The organism is Wenzhouxiangella indolica (assembly GCF_042310355.1).
Classification (GTDB): Bacteria; Pseudomonadota; Gammaproteobacteria; order Xanthomonadales; family Wenzhouxiangellaceae; genus Wenzhouxiangella.
Map to the genome: position 1 here is coordinate 103,755 of NZ_JBHJMR010000001.1, position 16,390 is coordinate 120,144.

Below are 16,390 nucleotides of genomic sequence, written 5' to 3' on the forward strand. Positions count from 1 at the left end.
TACGCAAGCTTCCGACGCATTGATCCGATTCGAGCAGGTGGCCAAGCGCTACCCGGGCGGGATCCAGGCCCTGGCGGATATCAGTTTCGAGCTGGGCCGCGGCGAGATGGTCTTTCTGACCGGGCATTCGGGCGCCGGCAAGTCGACGCTGCTGAAGCTCATCGCGCTGCTCGAGCGACCCAGCCGGGGGCGCGTGTTGTTCGACGGCCGCAACGTCGGCCGGGTCTCGCGCCGACAGATCCCGTGGCTGCGGCGGCAGATCGGTATCGTGTTCCAGGATCATTCCCTGCTCAGCGATCGGCGGGTGTTCGACAACGTGGCCCTGCCCCTGGTCATCGCCGGCGTCGCCTACCCGGAAATCCGTCGGCGCGTGCGCGCCGCGCTCGACAAGGTGGGTCTGCTGGCCAAGGAGCGCATGTACCCGCCGATGCTTTCCGGCGGTCAGCAGCAGCGCGTGGGCATCGCACGGGCCATCGTGGCCAAGCCACCCCTGTTGCTGGCCGACGAGCCGACCGGCAACCTCGATCCCGAGCTATCCGCCGAGCTGATGCAGTTCTTCGTGTCGCTAAACGAACTGGGGACCACCGTGCTGATCGCCAGTCACGATCTCGACCTGATCCGTCGCCTGCAGAGGCGGGTGCTGGTGCTCAAGGACGGCGCCCTGGCCGATGACGTGCCCGCCCGCCAGGTGGCGGCCTCGTGAGCCGGCGGGGCGGTTCGCAAGCCGGCGGGGTACCCTGGCCGGGCGGCATGCGGGCCTGGGGCCGCAGGCACGCCTACAGCCTGCTGTCCTCGCTCGGCTCGATGGTGCGCCAACCCCTGGCAACGCTGATGACGATTGTCGTGCTGGCAATCACCCTGAGCCTTCCGACCGGGCTTTACATGACCCTTACAAACGCCGAACGCATCAGCGACGGCTGGGAACGGCTGGACACGATCTCGGTCTTTCTCGAGGTCGATTCGGGCGAGCGTGGGGCCGCGCAACTGGCGTCGCTGCTGAGCACCTGGCCGGGCATCGTCGCCGTCGACCCGATCAGCCCGCAAGCGGGCATGGCCGAGCTCACCGGACGCCTGCAGCTCGACGATTTGTCAGACCAGATCGAGTCCAACCCCTTGCCCTGGGTGCTCGAGGTCACGCCCGCGGGCGGGCAGGATCCCGAATTGCTTTCCGGACGACTTCGCGGGGCCGACGGCGTCGACCAGGTGGTCGTGGACCTGCAGTGGCTCGAGCGACTGCAGGCCATCCTGGCCCTGCTCGAGCGCCTGGCGATCCTGCTGGGGGTGCTGTTCGCCGTGGCCGTCGCTTTCGTCATCGGCAACACCATTCGCATGGATATTCATAACCGGCGCGAAGAAATCCGCGTTCTGGCCCTGGTCGGCGCCACCAACGGCTTCGTGCGCCGGCCTTTCCTCTATTCCGGGTTCTGGTACGGCCTGGTCGGCGGCCTGGCGGCCTGGCTGGTCGTGGAACTCGGTCTGTTCGTGCTGTCCGGCCCGGTCGGGCGCCTCAGCGGGACCTATGACAGCAGCTTCGCCCTGGCCTCGCCCCCACTCGAGGTGGTCGTGACGCTGGTGCTCGGCAGTGGTATCCTCGGCGTCGTCGGCTCCTGGTTGGCAGTGGGTCGACACCTCAAGCGCATTCAACCGTCCTGAATCGCGTAAAGCGGTTGACTTGTCGTGCGCAATCGGACAAAATTGCGGGCTTCGTCTGGAAAGTCGATCAGTCGCTATTGTCCGATCGAACGTGATGTACGGATTTCCGGAGGGGTACTCAAGCGGTCAACGAGGGCAGACTGTAAATCTGCTGGCTTAGCCTTCGCAGGTTCGAATCCTGCCCCCTCCACCAGATTTCGAGGTTTGGAAAGGTTAACTCGGGCGGGTGTAGTTCAACGGTAGAACCTCAGCCTTCCAAGCTGATGATGTCGGTTCGATTCCGATCACCCGCTCCAGCATTGCTTGGCACGGCATCCCGGCAGGGGTGTCGCGCCAGTGCCCGGGCCGCGGGTCCCGGGTCATGAAATAAAGTCGTTTGCGGGCATGTGCCGCAAGCGGCAAGCAACGAATACCGCGGGTGTTTCGTTGCCGGGTTTAAGTTGAGCGCCCACGTAGCTCAGGCGGTAGAGCACTCCCTTGGTAAGGGAGAGGTCACTGGTTCGAGTCCAGTCGTGGGCACCACGATCATCGACAACTGCAAAGCAAAGCAAAACGGAGTTTTGAGGCATGTCCAAGGCAAAGTTCGAACGCAATAAGCCGCACGTCAACGTGGGCACGATCGGTCACGTCGACCACGGCAAGACGACGCTGACGGCGGCGCTGACGAAGGTGTGCGCGGAAGCGCGCGGCGGTGAGTTCCGCGCGTACGACCAGATCGACAATGCGCCGGAAGAGCGCGAGCGCGGTATCACGATTGCCTCCGCGCACGTCGAGTACGAGTCGGACAACCGCCACTATGCCCACGTGGACTGCCCGGGTCACGCCGACTACGTCAAGAACATGATCACGGGTGCGGCGCAGATGGACGGCGCGATCCTGGTGGTTTCGGCGGCCGATGGCCCGATGCCGCAAACGCGTGAGCACATTCTGCTGGGCCGCCAGGTTGGCGTTCCGTGCATTCTGGTGTACCTGAACAAGGCCGACATGGTCGACGACGCCGAGCTGCTCGAGCTGGTCGAGATGGAAGTTCGCGAGCTGCTCAGCGACTACGATTTCCCGGGCGACGACACGCCGGTGATCACCGGTTCGGCGCTCAAGGCGCTTGAAGGCGACGAGTCCGAGATTGGTGTGCCGTCGATCCTGAAGCTGGTCGAGGCGCTCGACGAGTACGTTCCCGAGCCCGAGCGCGACCTGGATAAGGAATTCCTGATGCCGATCGAGGACGTCTTCTCGATCTCCGGCCGCGGCACGGTCGTGACCGGCCGTATCGAGCGCGGCGTGATTCACGTCGGCGACGAGATCGCCATCGTGGGTATCAAGGACACGACCAAGACGACCTGCACGGGCGTCGAGATGTTCCGCAAGCTGCTTGACCAGGGTCAGGCGGGCGACAACGTCGGCGTTCTGCTGCGCGGCACCAAGCGCGACGATGTCGAGCGCGGCCAGGTTCTGGCCAAGCCGGGGTCGATCACGCCGCACACCAAGTTCGAGGCCGAGGTCTACGTGCTGAGCAAGGACGAGGGCGGCCGCCACACGCCGTTCTTCAAGGGCTATCGCCCGCAGTTCTACTTCCGCACGACCGACGTCACCGGTGACTGCCAGCTGCCGGAAGGCACGGAGATGGTCATGCCGGGCGACAACGTCCAGATGACGGTGGAACTGATTGCGCCGATCGCCATGGAAGAAGGCCTGCGCTTCGCGATTCGCGAAGGCGGTCGTACCGTGGGCGCCGGCGTGGTGTCGAAGATTATTGAATAAAGGTTTAAGGGTTCAGGTTTCAGGGTTCAGGGCGCGGCTTCGCCGCGAAATTCCTCAACCCTGAAACCTTCAACCTGAAACCTGAAACCTTTTTGAAGGCGAGTAGCTCAATTGGCAGAGCAGCGGTCTCCAAAACCGCAGGTTGGGGGTTCGAGTCCCTCCTCGCCTGCCACCGAACAATCAAGGCAACTCAATGGCTGCTGAAAAGACGTCTGCACGTGACTACCTGATCTGGACCATCGGGCTGCTGATCATAGCCGCTGGTCTGTACGGGTTTTACCAGTTTGCCGATGAAGTGATGACCCCCGTCCGGGCAGCCGGGCTGCTGGTTTCGATCGTGATCGCGGCCTTCGTGGTCGCCCAGACCGTGCGCGGACGACAGTTTTTCTCTTTCATGCGCGAGGCGGACGTCGAGCGTCGAAAGGTTGTCTGGCCAACGCGCAACGAAACGGTACAGACCACGCTGGTGGTTATCGTCCTCACGATCATTGCAGCGATCCTGCTGTTCATCATGGATACCATCTTTGGCTGGATCGTGCGTCAGCTGATCGGTTCCGCCGGGGGCAGCTGATGGCCAAGCAATGGTATGTCGTTCACGCCTACTCGGGCTTCGAGAAGGTGGTCAAGCGTTCACTCGAAGAGCGCGTCAAGCGCGCCGGAATGGAAGAGATGTTCGGCGAAATCCTCGTGCCCACCGAAGAGGTGGTCGAGATGCGCAAGGGTGTGAAGCGACGCAGCGAGCGCAAGTTCTTCCCCGGTTACGTGCTGGTGGAGATGGAGATGAACGACGACACCTGGCACCTGGTCAAGGACGTGCCGAAGGTGATGGGCTTTATCGGCGGGCGCCAGGATCGCCCGGCGCCGATCAGTAAGGCCGAGGCCGATTCCATTTTGCAGCGCGTGCAGGAAGGGGTCGACAAGCCGCGTCCCAAGGTTCTGTTCGAGCCCGGCGAAATGGTGCGGGTCACGGAAGGCCCGTTCAATGATTTCAGTGGTGTGGTCGAAGAGATCAACTACGAAAAGAGCCGGTTGCGCGTGGCGGTATCGATCTTCGGTCGATCCACGCCCGTGGAGCTCGATTTCACCCAGGTGGAAAAACTGTGAGCGCAGGGACCAGGCACTAGAAGCCAGGGGCCAGAAAAGGCGATATCGAAGCCAAACTGGTCCCTGTTCCCTAGTCCCGAGTCCCTTCAATGAACCAACACGGGGAGCCGAGTGTCCTAAGTGGCCCGGCGCCAGAACCCGAGGAGATAGTGAAACATGGCTAAGAAAGTCACCGGTTACATCAAATTGCAGGTGCCGGCCGGCCAGGCAAACCCGAGCCCACCCGTGGGTCCGGCGCTGGGTCAGCACGGCGTCAATATCATGGAGTTCTGCAAGGCGTTCAATGCCCAGACGCAGGACACCGAGCAGGGGCTGCCGATCCCGGTCGTGATCACCGTTTTCAATGATCGCAGCTTCAGCTTTGTCACCAAGACTCCGCCGGCTGCGGTGTTGCTGCGCAAGGCGGCGAAGATCCCGAAGGGTTCGGGTGAGCCGAACACCAACAAGGTGGGCACGGTTACCCGCGATCAGCTCGAAGAAATCGCCAAGATGAAAGAGCCCGACCTGACGGCAGCCGACATGGACGCCGCCGTGCGCACCATCGCCGGCAGCGCGCGCAGCATGGGTCTGAATGTGGAAGGAGTCGAGTGATGGCCAAGTCCAAGCGTATTCGCGCCATGCGCGAACAGATTGAAGCGGGCAAGTCCTATGGCATCGATGAAGCCCTGGAGCTGCTCAAGTCCCTGAGCAAGGTCAAGTTCACCGAGTCCGTGGACGTCGCCGTCCGCCTGGGTGTGGACCCGCGCAAGTCCGACCAGGTGGTCCGGGGCGCGCTGGTGCTGCCGCACGGGACGGGCAAGAGCGTTCGCGTGGCTGTTTTCGCCCAGGGTGAGAACGCCGAGAAAGCCGAGGCCGCCGGCGCCGATATCGTCGGCATGGACGATCTGGCCGAAACGATCAAGGGCGGCACCATCGATTTCGATGTCTGCATCGCCACACCCGATGCCATGCGCGTGGTCGGCAAGCTCGGCCAGGTGCTGGGTCCGCGGGGCCTGATGCCCAACCCCAAGGTGGGTACGGTCACGACAGATGTCGAGACGGCGGTCAAGAACGCCAAGGCGGGCCAGGTGCAGTTCCGCAACGACAAGGGCGGCATCGTGCACAGCACGATCGGCAAGGCGGACTTCGACGTCAATGCCCTGCGCGAGAACCTGCAGGCGCTGGTCGCCGAGCTGGTCAAGGCAAAGCCGCCTTCGGCCAAGGGTCAGTACCTGCGCAAGGTCGCGGTCTCGACCACGATGGGTCCGGGCCTGGTCGTCGATACGAGCAGTCTGAGCGTCTGATTCCAAAGGAAGGTTTCAGGGTTCAGGTTTCAGGAAAAGAACAGGAGAAGGAATGGTATTTGGGTGACGAGGATCCGGTCTCAGCAGGCGCGTTGATGTTTCCCGCGAGGGAAGCGGCAGCCCGCCCCTGAAACCTGAACCCTGAAACCTGAAACCTTTCCTTCTTCCGGGCGTTCGCCTTCCCCTCAAGGGGAGGCGCCCGTCCAAGACCGCGGGTCGCGGCCGGTGACGAGCCGGCGGCGGTAATGGTCCGAAAGGCCCGCCCGCGCAGATGGTGTCGCCCGATTATCCCGTTGGTACGGGAGAAACGGCCACCAGGGACCCGTATCGCGAGATGCGGGATGGTATGGAAAGGCTGGCTCCGGCCGGTCGATCCAAACTCAATGGAGGTAGCCAATGGCGCTCACACTTGAGCAGAAAAAGGCAGTGGTGGCGGAAGTCGCCGATGCGGCGAAGTCTGCACATTCTGCAGTTGCTGCCGAGTACCGTGGGTTGACCGTCAGTGACATGACCGCGTTACGCGTCAAGGCGCGCAGCGAAGGCGTATATCTGAAGGTTGCCAAGAACACGCTGGTCAAGCGTGCCGTTGAGGGTACGGACTTTGAATGCATGAGCGAGGGCCTGGTCGGCCCGCTGCTGTTTGCGTTTTCCATGGAAGACCCGGGTGCGGCAGCGCGCCTGATCAAGGACTATTCCAAGGAGAACGACAAGCTGGTTGCCCGCCTGGTGGCGGTCGGTGCCGAGCTTCACGATGCCAGTGAACTCGAGCGCCTGGCCAAGTTGCCGACGCGCGATCAGGCGATCGCCATGCTGATGGGTGTCATGAAGGCGCCGATCGAGAAGTTTGTCCGCACCCTTGCCGAGCCGCACACCAAGCTGGTTCGCACGGTCGCAGCAGTTCGCGACAGCAAGCAAGCTGCCTGATTTAATCAATCTCGAAACATTCTGGAGCTAAAGAAAATGGCCGTTTCAAAAGACGATATTCTCGAAACCATTTCCGAAATGAGCGTGATGGAGGTTGTTGACCTCATCGAAGCCATGGAAGAAAAGTTCGGTGTTTCCGCTGCTGCCCCCGTGGCCGTAGCCGGTGCCGCCGCCGGTGGTGGCGAAGCCGCCGCTGCCGAAGAGCAGACCGAGTTCGACGTGGTTCTCGCCAGCTTTGGCGACAACAAGGTTGGCGTCATCAAGGCCGTCCGCAGCATTACGGGCCTGGGTCTGAAGGAAGCCAAGGAACTGGTCGAAGGCGCGCCCACGCCGGTCAAGGAAGGTGTGGAAAAGGCGGAAGCCGAAGACGTCAAGAAGCAGCTGGAAGAAGCGGGTGCGACCGTCGAGGTCAAGTAACCATTCCGCATATTCAGTTGTTTGATGGAAGCAGGGCTGGGTGCCGCAAAGGTGCCCGGCCCGTTCCCGTTTGTACCGCGAACGCGGTCGCTGCCCGGGAATGTCACCGGGTGCCAGGGCAGCATTGTATGACAAGTCCCGGCCGACGCAACACCAGGTGGGAAAGACGCTCATGAGCTACTCCTTCACGGAAAAGAAACGTATTCGCAAGAACTTCGGCAAGCACCCGCAGGTGCTCGAAGTGCCGTTTCTGCTGGCTACCCAGATCGACTCTTACAAGCAGTTTCTGCAGTTGGGCGTCGGCGAGGTCGATCGCCAGGAAACGGGTCTGCACGGCGCCCTCAGTTCGGTGTTCCCGATTACCAGTTATTCGGGCAATGCCGCGCTGGAATACGTCGATTACGAACTGGGTTCGCCCGAGTTCGATGTGACCGAGTGCAAGCTCAGGGGCATGAGCTATACCGCGCCCCTTCGCGTCAAGGTCCGACTGATTATCTATGACAAGGAAAGTCCTGCCAAGAACAAGCGGGTAAAGGAAGTCAAGGAGCAGGACGTCTACATGGGCGATCTGCCGCTGATGACCGACACCGGCACGTTCATCGTCAATGGTACCGAGCGGGTGATCGTCAACCAGATGCACCGTTCGCCGGGCGTCTTCTACGATCACGACAAGGGCAAGACCCATTCCTCGGGCAAGCTTTTGTACTCGGCACGGGTGATTCCGTACCGCGGCTCGTGGCTCGACTTCGAGTACGACCCCAAGGACTGCATCTTCACGCGCATCGATCGCCGCCGCAAGCTGCCGGTGACGATCCTGCTGCGTGCGCTGGGCATGAACGAAGAAGAAATGCTCGACTACTTCTTCGAGAAGACCCGGGTCACGCTCCGCAAGGGTGACGGCAAGATCGACCTCGTGCCGCAGCGTCTGCGCGGCGAGAACGCGCTGTTCGATATCGTCGACAAGGACGGCAAGGTCATCGTCGAGAAGGACAAGCGCATCACCGCGCGCCACGTCAAGCTCATCGAGCAGGCGGGGGTGAAGACCCTCGACGTGCCGGACGACTACCTGATCGGCAAGATCCTGGCGCACGACATCGTTGATACCGAGTCCGGCGAGCTGGTCGCGAAAGCCAACGACGAGATCACCGAAGAAGTCCTCGAGGGTATGCGCGAGGCCAAGGTCAAGAAGTTCGACGTGCTCTACGTCAACGATCTCGACCAGGGTCCGTACATCTCGAACACCCTGCGCATCGATCCCACCAGCAGTGAGCTCGAGGCGCTGTGGGAAATCTACAAAATGATGCGCCCAGGTGAGCCGCCGACCAAGGAAGCGGCCCAGAACCTGTTCGCCAACCTGTTCTTTACGCCCGACCGCTACGACTTGTCGGCGGTTGGCCGCATGAAATTCAATCGCCGGGTCGGCCGCAAGGAGATCGAAGGGCCGGGCGTTCTCGATCGCGAGGACATCCTCGAGGTCCTGCGCGTGCTGATCGATATCCGCAACGGCAACGGAACGGTCGACGACATCGACCACCTCGGCAACCGGCGAGTGCGTTCGGTCGGCGAGATGGCCGAGAATGCTTTCCGTATCGGCCTGGTCCGTGTCGAGCGCGTGGTGCGCGAGCGCCTGACCACGGTCGAGAGCGAAGGCTCGTCGCCCCAGGATCTCATCAATGCCAAGCCCGTGGCGGCGGCGATCAAGGAGTTCTTCGGCTCCTCGCAGCTTTCGCAGTTCATGGATCAGAACAATCCGCTGTCGGAAGTGACTCACAAGCGCCGTGTTTCGGCACTCGGCCCGGGCGGTCTGACGCGCGAGCGCGCCGGGTTCGAGGTGCGCGACGTGCACCCGACCCATTACGGTCGTCTTTGCCCGATCGAGACGCCGGAAGGGCCGAACATCGGCCTGATCAATTCGCTTGCCTGCTACGCGCGCACCAACCAGTACGGTTTCCTCGAAACCGCCTATCGAAAGGTTGGCGGCGGCCAGGTGACGGATGAAGTCGAGTACCTGTCTGCGATCGAGGAGGGCGAGTACGTGATTGCCCAGGCCAACGCCGACCTGGACAAGAACAAGAAGTTCAAGGACGAGCTGGTCCCGTGTCGTTACCAGGGTGAATTCACCCTCAAGCGTCCTGACGAGATCGACTACATGGACGTCTCGCCGCGCCAGATCGTGTCGGTGGCCGCATCGATGGTGCCGTTCCTGGAGCACGATGACGCCAACCGTGCGCTGATGGGTTCGAACATGCAGCGCCAGGCCGTGCCGACGCTGAGAGTCGACAAGCCGCTTGTCGGAACCGGCATGGAACGTGCCGTGGCGACCGACTCCGGCGTGACGACCGTCGCCAACCGCGGTGGCGTGGTCGACCAGGTCGACGCCGGTCGTATCGTGGTTCGCGCCAACGACGACGAAGTGGGTGAGAATGATCCGGGCGTGGACATCTACAACCTGGTCAAGTACGAGCGATCCAACCAGAACACCTGCATGAACCAGCGTCCGCTGGTGCGCGTCGGTGATGTCATCGAGAAGAAGGACGTGCTTGCCGATGGTCCTTCGACCGACCTCGGTGAACTGGCGCTGGGCCAGAACATGCTGATCGCGTTCATGCCGTGGAACGGCTACAACTTCGAGGACTCCATTCTCATCTCGGAGAATGTTGTCAAGGAAGACCGGTTCACCTCGATTCATATCGAGGAGCTGACCTGCGTGGCGCGTGACACCAAGTTGGGGTCGGAAGAGATTTCGGCCGACATCCCCAACGTCGGTGAATCCACCCTGGCCAAGCTCGACGAGTCGGGCATTGTCTACATCGGTGCCGAAGTCAAGTCGGGCGATATTCTGGTCGGCAAGGTCACGCCCAAGGGCGAGGCTCAGCTGACGCCGGAAGAAAAACTGCTGCGTGCCATCTTCGGCGAGAAGGCGTCCGACGTGAAGGACACCAGCCTGCGCGTTCCGACCGGCATGGATGGCACCGTCATCGATGTCCAGGTCTTCACCCGCGAGGGTGTCGACAAGGACGCCCGTGCCATCGCCATCGAGAAGGACGAGATCCGCCAGGTCCGCAAGGACCTCGACGATCAGCTCCGCATCATGGAAGACGCCATCTTTTCGCGCCTGGAGTCGGTGTTGTCCGGCAAGGTGGCCGACAAGGGCCCCGGCGGCCTCAAGAAGGGCGCCAAGGTGACCCCGGCCTATCTGGGCGAGCTCAAGCGAGACGACTGGTTCAAGCTGCGCATGCGCAACGATGAAGCCCAGGAGCTGCTCGAGCGCGCGGCCCGCCAGATCGAGGCGCAGCGGAAGGCCTTCGACAAGCGCTTCGAGGAGAAAAAGGAAAAGATCACCCGTGGTGACGAGCTGGCACCGGCCGTGCTCAAAATGGTCAAGGTCTACCTGGCCGTCAAGCGCCGCATGCAGCCGGGCGACAAGATGGCCGGCCGTCACGGCAACAAGGGTGTGATTTCAACCGTGGTGCCGACCGAGGACATGCCGTTCATGGAGGATGGTACCCCCATCGATGTTGTTCTCAGTCCCCTGGGTGTGCCGTCGCGAATGAACATCGGACAGGTTCTCGAAGTTCACCTCGGCCTGGCAGCGCGCGGGCTCGGTCACAAGATCGAGGCCATGCTCGAGGCCAACGAGAAGACTGAAAAGGTGCGCAAGTTCCTTGGTGACGTCTATAACTCCGACCAGGAAGGCCGCGTGGACATGAAGCAGTTCACCGACGGCGAGGTCCTGGAAATGGCCGGGAATCTCAAGGGCGGGGTGCCGATGGCCACCCCGGTCTTCGACGGTGCCCACGAAGACGAGATCAAGCGCTTGCTCAAGATGGGCGACCTGCCGGAGAGCGGCCAGATGATGCTCTACGACGGTCGTACGGGAAATGCATTCGATCGGCCGATCACGGTTGGCTACATGTACATGCTCAAGCTCAACCACCTGGTCGACGACAAGATGCACGCCCGCTCCACCGGACCTTACTCGCTCGTGACCCAGCAGCCGCTGGGCGGCAAGGCCCAGTTCGGCGGCCAGCGCTTCGGCGAGATGGAGGTCTGGGCACTGGAGGCCTACGGCGCGGCGTACACGCTGCAGGAAATGCTCACCGTCAAGTCTGACGATGTGCAGGGCCGCAACCAGATGTACAAGTCCATCGTCGACGGCAATTATCAGATGACCGCGGGCATGCCGGAATCCTTCAACGTGTTGGTGAAGGAAATCCGCTCGCTGGGCATCAATATCGAACTCGAAGAATCATCCTGATCTCAGGAGGAGGCAGCAAGTGCGCGACCTTTTCAATCTGTACAAGCGTCAGAACCAGATTACTGAATTTGACGCGATCCGCATCGGGCTGGCTCCGCCGGAGCTGATCCGTTCCTGGTCCTTCGGCGAGGTCAAGAAGCCGGAGACCATCAACTACCGGACCTTCAAGCCGGAGCGTGAGGGCCTGTTCTGCGCGGCCATTTTCGGTCCGGTCAAGGACTACGAATGCCTCTGCGGCAAGTACAAGCGCATGAAGCATCGCGGTGTGAAGTGCGAGAAGTGCGGTACCGAGGTCACGCTGACCAAGGTTCGTCGCGAGCGCATGGGTCACATCGACCTGGCCTCGCCCGTGGCGCACATCTGGTTCCTCAAGTCGCTGCCCAGCCGTATTGGCCTGATGCTGGACATGACGCTCAGGGATATCGAGCGCATCCTCTACTTCGAGTCCTATCTGGTGCTCGACCCGGGCATGACCATGCTCGAGCGTGGTCAGCTGCTGACCGACGAGGAGTACCTCGACGCGATGCAGGAGTACGGTGACGAGTTCGACGCCCGCATGGGCGCCGAAGCGGTGTTCGAGCTGCTCAAGAATATCGACCTCAACTCGGAGCTGAACCAGTTGCGGGAGGATATCTCGGCGACCAACTCCGAAACGAAGATCAAGCGCCTGTCCAAGCGAATCAAGCTGATGGAGGCTTTCCTCGAGTCGGGCAACCGGCCGGAGTACATGATTCTGACGGTTCTGCCTGTGCTGCCGCCGGATCTTCGTCCGCTTGTGCCGCTCGACGGGGGGCGTTTCGCGACCTCGGATCTCAACGATCTTTATCGCCGCGTCATCAACCGTAACAACCGCCTGAAGCGACTGCTCGAGCTCAACGCGCCCGACATCATCGTGCGCAACGAAAAGCGCATGCTGCAGGAATCGGTCGACGCACTGCTCGACAATGGCCGCCGTGGTCGCGCCATCACCGGGACGAACAAGCGGCCGCTGAAGTCTCTGGCCGACATGATCAAGGGCAAGCAGGGTCGCTTCCGCCAGAACCTCCTGGGCAAGCGCGTCGACTACTCCGGCCGTTCGGTCATCGTGGTCGGCCCGACGCTCAAGTTGCACGAGTGCGGCCTGCCCAAGAAGATGGCGCTGGAGCTGTTCAAGCCGTTCATCTTCTCCAAGCTGCAGCGTCGCGGCCTCGCCATGACGATCAAGGCGGCCAAGAAGCTGGTCGAGCGTGAAGAGCCCGAGGTCTGGGACATTCTCGAGGAAGTCATCCGCGAGCACCCGGTTCTGCTCAACCGCGCGCCGACGCTGCACCGCCTGGGTATCCAGGCGTTCGAACCGGTCCTGATCGAAGGCAAGGCCATCCAGCTCCATCCGCTGGTCTGTACCGCTTTCAACGCCGACTTCGACGGTGACCAGATGGCCGTCCACGTACCGCTTTCGCTGGAAGCTCAGCTCGAAGCGCGCGCGTTGATGATGTCGTCGAACAACATCCTGTCGCCTGCCAGCGGCGAGCCCATCATCGTGCCGACCCAGGACGTGGTGCTGGGGCTGTACTACATGACTCGTCACAATGCCGGCGCCCGCGGTGAAGGCATGTTCTTCTCCAGTGTCGCAGAGGTTAATCGCGCCTATTCCAACCAGAAGGTGGATCTGCAGGCCGCTGTGACCGTTCGCATCCGGGAGCTGGAGATCGACGAGGACGGCAACGAGAAGGAAGTCTTCAATCGTTACGAAACGACGGTCGGTCGAGCCCTGCTGCGTGAAATCCTGCCGATGGGCCTGCCCTTCGAGCTGGTTAACCAGGTGCTCAAGAAGAAGCAGATCTCGCGCCTGATCGACGAGTCGTACCGAAAGCTCGGACTGAAGACGACCGTCGTTTTCGCCGATCAGCTGATGTACACCGGGTTCGGCTACTCGACGCGTGCCGGTGTATCGATCGGTCTCGACGACATGCAGGTGCCGCCGGAGAAGAAGGCGATTCTGGAGCGTGCCGAGAAGGAAGTGCTGGATATCCAGAACCAGTACGCCTCTGGTGTCGTCACGGCCGGCGAGCGTTACAACAAGGTGGTCGATATCTGGTCGCGCTGCAACGAAGAAGTCGCCAGGGCCATGATGAAGCGCATCGGCAAGCGCACGCGTATCGACATCGACGGTAACGAGGTCGAGGAAGATTCGATGAACTCGATCTACATCATGGCCGACTCCGGCGCCCGTGGCTCGGCGGCGCAGATCCGCCAGCTTGCCGGCATGCGCGGCCTGATGGCCAAGCCGGACGGCTCGATCATCGAAACGCCCATCACCGCGAACTTCCGCGAGGGCCTCAACGTCCTGCAGTACTTCATCTCCACCCACGGTGCCCGAAAGGGCCTGGCGGATACGGCGCTCAAGACCGCCAACTCCGGCTACCTGACGCGTCGCCTGGTCGACGTGGCCCAGGACCTGGTGGTAATCGAAGACGATTGCGGCACCGAGAACGGCCTGGAAATGCTGCCGATCGTCGAGGGCGGCGATGTCGTCGAGCCCCTCGGCGAACGTATCCTCGGCCGTGTCGTCGCCGAGGACATCTACCCGGCCGACAGCGACGAAGTGCTGTGCGAGCGCGGCACATTGCTGGACGAAGAGTGGGTCGATACGCTGGAAGAGAACGGCATCGACCGTGTTCTCGTGCGCTCGGCGATCACCTGCGAGACGCGCCACGGCATCTGCGCGGCCTGCTACGGTCGTGACCTGGCGCGGGGCTCGATGGTCAACCACGGCGAGGCGGTTGGCGTGATCGCTGCCCAGTCCATTGGCGAACCCGGCACCCAGCTGACGATGCGGACCTTCCATATCGGTGGTGCCGCTTCCCGCTCCGTGGCCGTCGATCATATCGAGGTCAAGTCTGCCGGTTCGGTCCGACTCTACAACCTCAAGTCGGTCGAGAACGTGGACGGCAAGCTGGTCGCCGTGTCGCGCTCGGGCGAATTGTCCGTTATCGACACGCACGGGCGCGAGCGAGAGCGTTACAAGATTCCCTACGGCGCGCTGCTCCACGTCAAGGAAGGCGACAAGGTCGATGTCGGGCTGCAGGTTGCCAACTGGGACCCGCACACCCACCCGGTGGTTGCGGAGCTGGCCGGCTTTGCAAGCTTCCACGACTTTATCGGCGGCGTGACCGTCACCGAGGAAGTCGACGAGGTGACCGGGCTGACCTCGATGGTCGTCACCGATCCGAAGAAGCGCGGCTCCGAAGGCAAGGACCTGCGGCCGATGGTCCGCCTGCTCGACAAGAAGGGCAAGGTGCTCAACATTCCGGGCACCGAACAGCCGGCGCAGTACTACCTGCCGGCCGGCGCGGTCATCAACTGTGCCGACGGCCAGGAAATCAAGGTCGGCGACGTGGTTGCGCGCATTCCCCAGGAGTCGTCCAAGACGCGCGACATCACCGGTGGTCTGCCGCGAGTGGCCGACCTGTTCGAGGCGCGCAAGCCCAAGGAAGGCGCCATCCTGGCCGAAGCCTCCGGTGTCGTCAGTTACGGCAAGGAGACCAAGGGCAAGCAGCGCCTGGTGATTACCGACGAAAATGGTGATACCCACGAGGAACTGATTCCGAAGTGGCGCCAGGTGATGGTGTTCGAGGGCGAGCACGTGGCCAAGGGCGAGACCGTGGTCGATGGTGAACCCAACCCGCATGACATCCTGCGCCTGCTGGGCGTCGAGCGACTGGCCGACTACCTGGTGCAGGAAATCCAGGACGTTTACCGGCTGCAGGGTGTGGGAATCAACGACAAGCACATCGAAGTCGTGATTCGCCAGATGCTGCGCAAGGTCGAGATTACGGATGCGGCCGACAGCAGCTTCCTCAGGGGCGAGCAGGTCGAAGGCACGCGCGCCCTGGAAGAAGCCGAGCGCCTGGAGCAGGCCGGCCAGATTCCGCCGCGCTTCCAGTCGGTACTGCTGGGCATCACCAAGGCGTCGCTGGCGACCGAGTCCTTCATCTCGGCCGCGTCGTTCCAGGAGACCACGCGCGTGTTGACCGACGCCGCCGTTCGGGGCACGGTCGACAGCCTGCGCGGTCTCAAGGAGAACGTCATCGTCGGTCGCCTGATTCCCGCGGGCACCGGGCGGATCGCGGTTCAGCGCCGCAAGGAGCACCGCCACGAGGAGGCCGATGCCGAGCTGGCGGCGCTGCTGCGCGCCTCGGATGCCGAGGAGGCGCCGCAGGTCGAAGAGCCGGCTGGTGGGGATGCCGAGGAGTAGGTCTCTCCGGTTTGCTGCGGCGTCGGACTCCGGCGCCGCGGTTTCTAGAAGGCTCAATTTTCAAGGACCAAGCACCAAGTACCAAACAAATTCTAAATTCCAAGCTCCAATGACCCAAACGGCTGCCATTTCGGGAGTCGGAGCCGGGCTTTTCGTTTGGGACATTGGGAATTGGGTCATTGGTCCTTTTTTGGAAATTGGTGCTTGGAATTTGAGATTTCCGGGCCCCGGCCCGGGCGCCGATCCCCAAACCGCCCTCCCGGCCTAATTAGGCGGCACCAGGTATTGACACGCCGTCAGCTACCCCTTAAAATTCTCGTTCTTCGGCAGGCCGGATTTTCGGTCTGTCGTTTGTTTTCTTGTGATATCAAAAAATTATGGCGACGATCAATCAGTTGGTCCGCAAACCAAGGCGGCCCCAGGAAGTAAAGTCAAACGTGCCTGCGCTGGAGGCTTCTCCGCAGAAGCGCGGCGTGTGCACCCGCGTGTACACCACCACGCCGAAGAAGCCGAACTCGGCCCTTCGCAAGGTGGCTCGTGTGCGCCTGACCAATGGTTACGAAGTGACCAGCTACATCGGTGGGGAGGGGCATAACCTCCAGGAACACTCGGTGGTGCTGATTCGCGGCGGCCGTGTCAAGGATCTTCCCGGTGTGCGTTACCACACCGTTCGCGGCAGCCTGGACACCGCAGGTGTTTCGGACCGCCGCCAGGGTCGCTCCAAGTACGGCGCCAAGCGTCCGAAGAACTGACGGA

The 16,390-nt window shown here is 62.1% G+C and carries 12 protein-coding genes and 4 tRNA genes; all 16 read left to right on the forward strand.

All coding sequences use genetic code 11. The annotated features are described in order from the left end of the window. Positions 1 to 19 precede the first annotated feature (19 nt). The 16 genes from ftsE to rpsL all read left to right on the forward strand — a co-directional run bounded on the left by ftsE (position 20) and on the right by rpsL (position 16,386). Positions 20 to 703 (forward strand): cell division ATP-binding protein FtsE, encoded by a 684-nt coding sequence (gene ftsE / locus ACDC67_RS00425; protein ID WP_376690541.1) that lies wholly within the window; start codon positions 20 to 22, stop codon positions 701 to 703. Further along, complete coding sequence (gene ftsX, locus ACDC67_RS00430; protein WP_376689866.1) at positions 700 to 1,653, forward strand: permease-like cell division protein FtsX; 954 nt, start codon at positions 700 to 702, stop codon at positions 1,651 to 1,653. Before ftsE ends, ftsX begins: the two co-directional genes overlap by 4 nt. 108 nt (positions 1,654 to 1,761) lie before the next feature. Next, positions 1,762 to 1,846 (forward strand) — tRNA-Tyr (locus ACDC67_RS00435). Positions 1,847 to 1,875: 29 nt separating this feature from the next. After that, positions 1,876 to 1,949, forward strand: a tRNA-Gly gene (locus ACDC67_RS00440). A 150-nt stretch (positions 1,950 to 2,099) separates the two neighbouring features. Continuing rightward, positions 2,100 to 2,175 (forward strand) — tRNA-Thr (locus ACDC67_RS00445). A 45-nt stretch (positions 2,176 to 2,220) separates the two neighbouring features. Then, a complete protein-coding gene (gene tuf / locus ACDC67_RS00450; protein WP_376689867.1) occupies positions 2,221 to 3,411 on the forward strand; it encodes an elongation factor Tu in 1,191 nt (396 codons plus the stop codon). 96 nt (positions 3,412 to 3,507) lie between these two features. Next, positions 3,508 to 3,583, forward strand: a tRNA-Trp gene (locus tag ACDC67_RS00455). Positions 3,584 to 3,604: 21 nt separating this feature from the next. Beyond that, the gene (gene secE / locus ACDC67_RS00460; RefSeq protein WP_376689868.1) at positions 3,605 to 3,982 is read left to right on the forward strand and encodes a preprotein translocase subunit SecE; all 378 of its coding nucleotides are present in this window, start codon (positions 3,605 to 3,607) and stop codon (positions 3,980 to 3,982) included. Further along, positions 3,982 to 4,515, forward strand: coding sequence for a transcription termination/antitermination protein NusG (nusG, locus tag ACDC67_RS00465; RefSeq protein ID WP_376689869.1), 534 nt, complete (start codon positions 3,982 to 3,984; stop codon positions 4,513 to 4,515). Before secE ends, nusG begins: the two co-directional genes overlap by 1 nt. Positions 4,516 to 4,671: 156 nt before the next feature. Further along, positions 4,672 to 5,106 (forward strand): 50S ribosomal protein L11, encoded by a 435-nt coding sequence (gene rplK / locus ACDC67_RS00470; RefSeq protein ID WP_376689870.1) that lies wholly within the window; start codon positions 4,672 to 4,674, stop codon positions 5,104 to 5,106. After that, complete coding sequence (gene rplA, locus ACDC67_RS00475; protein WP_376689871.1) at positions 5,106 to 5,798, forward strand: 50S ribosomal protein L1; 693 nt, start codon at positions 5,106 to 5,108, stop codon at positions 5,796 to 5,798. The genes rplK and rplA overlap by 1 nt, the downstream gene beginning before the upstream one ends. A 396-nt stretch (positions 5,799 to 6,194) precedes the next feature. Next, a complete protein-coding gene (rplJ, locus tag ACDC67_RS00480; protein ID WP_376689872.1) occupies positions 6,195 to 6,722 on the forward strand; it encodes a 50S ribosomal protein L10 in 528 nt (175 codons plus the stop codon). 36 nt (positions 6,723 to 6,758) lie between these two features. After that, entirely contained in the window at positions 6,759 to 7,139 is a 381-nt protein-coding gene (gene rplL, locus ACDC67_RS00485; RefSeq protein ID WP_376689873.1) for a 50S ribosomal protein L7/L12, read from the forward strand. Between the two features lie 172 nt (positions 7,140 to 7,311). Then, positions 7,312 to 11,397: a DNA-directed RNA polymerase subunit beta gene (gene rpoB / locus ACDC67_RS00490; protein WP_376689874.1), complete on the forward strand. Its 4,086-nt coding sequence runs from the start codon at positions 7,312 to 7,314 to the stop codon at positions 11,395 to 11,397. A 19-nt stretch (positions 11,398 to 11,416) separates the two neighbouring features. Then, a complete protein-coding gene (gene rpoC / locus ACDC67_RS00495) occupies positions 11,417 to 15,634 on the forward strand; it encodes a DNA-directed RNA polymerase subunit beta' (RefSeq protein WP_376689875.1) in 4,218 nt (1,405 codons plus the stop codon). Between the two features lie 377 nt (positions 15,635 to 16,011). After that, positions 16,012 to 16,386, forward strand: coding sequence for a 30S ribosomal protein S12 (rpsL, locus tag ACDC67_RS00500; RefSeq protein ID WP_376689876.1), 375 nt, complete (start codon positions 16,012 to 16,014; stop codon positions 16,384 to 16,386). The last annotated feature ends 4 nt before the right edge of the window (positions 16,387 to 16,390 follow it).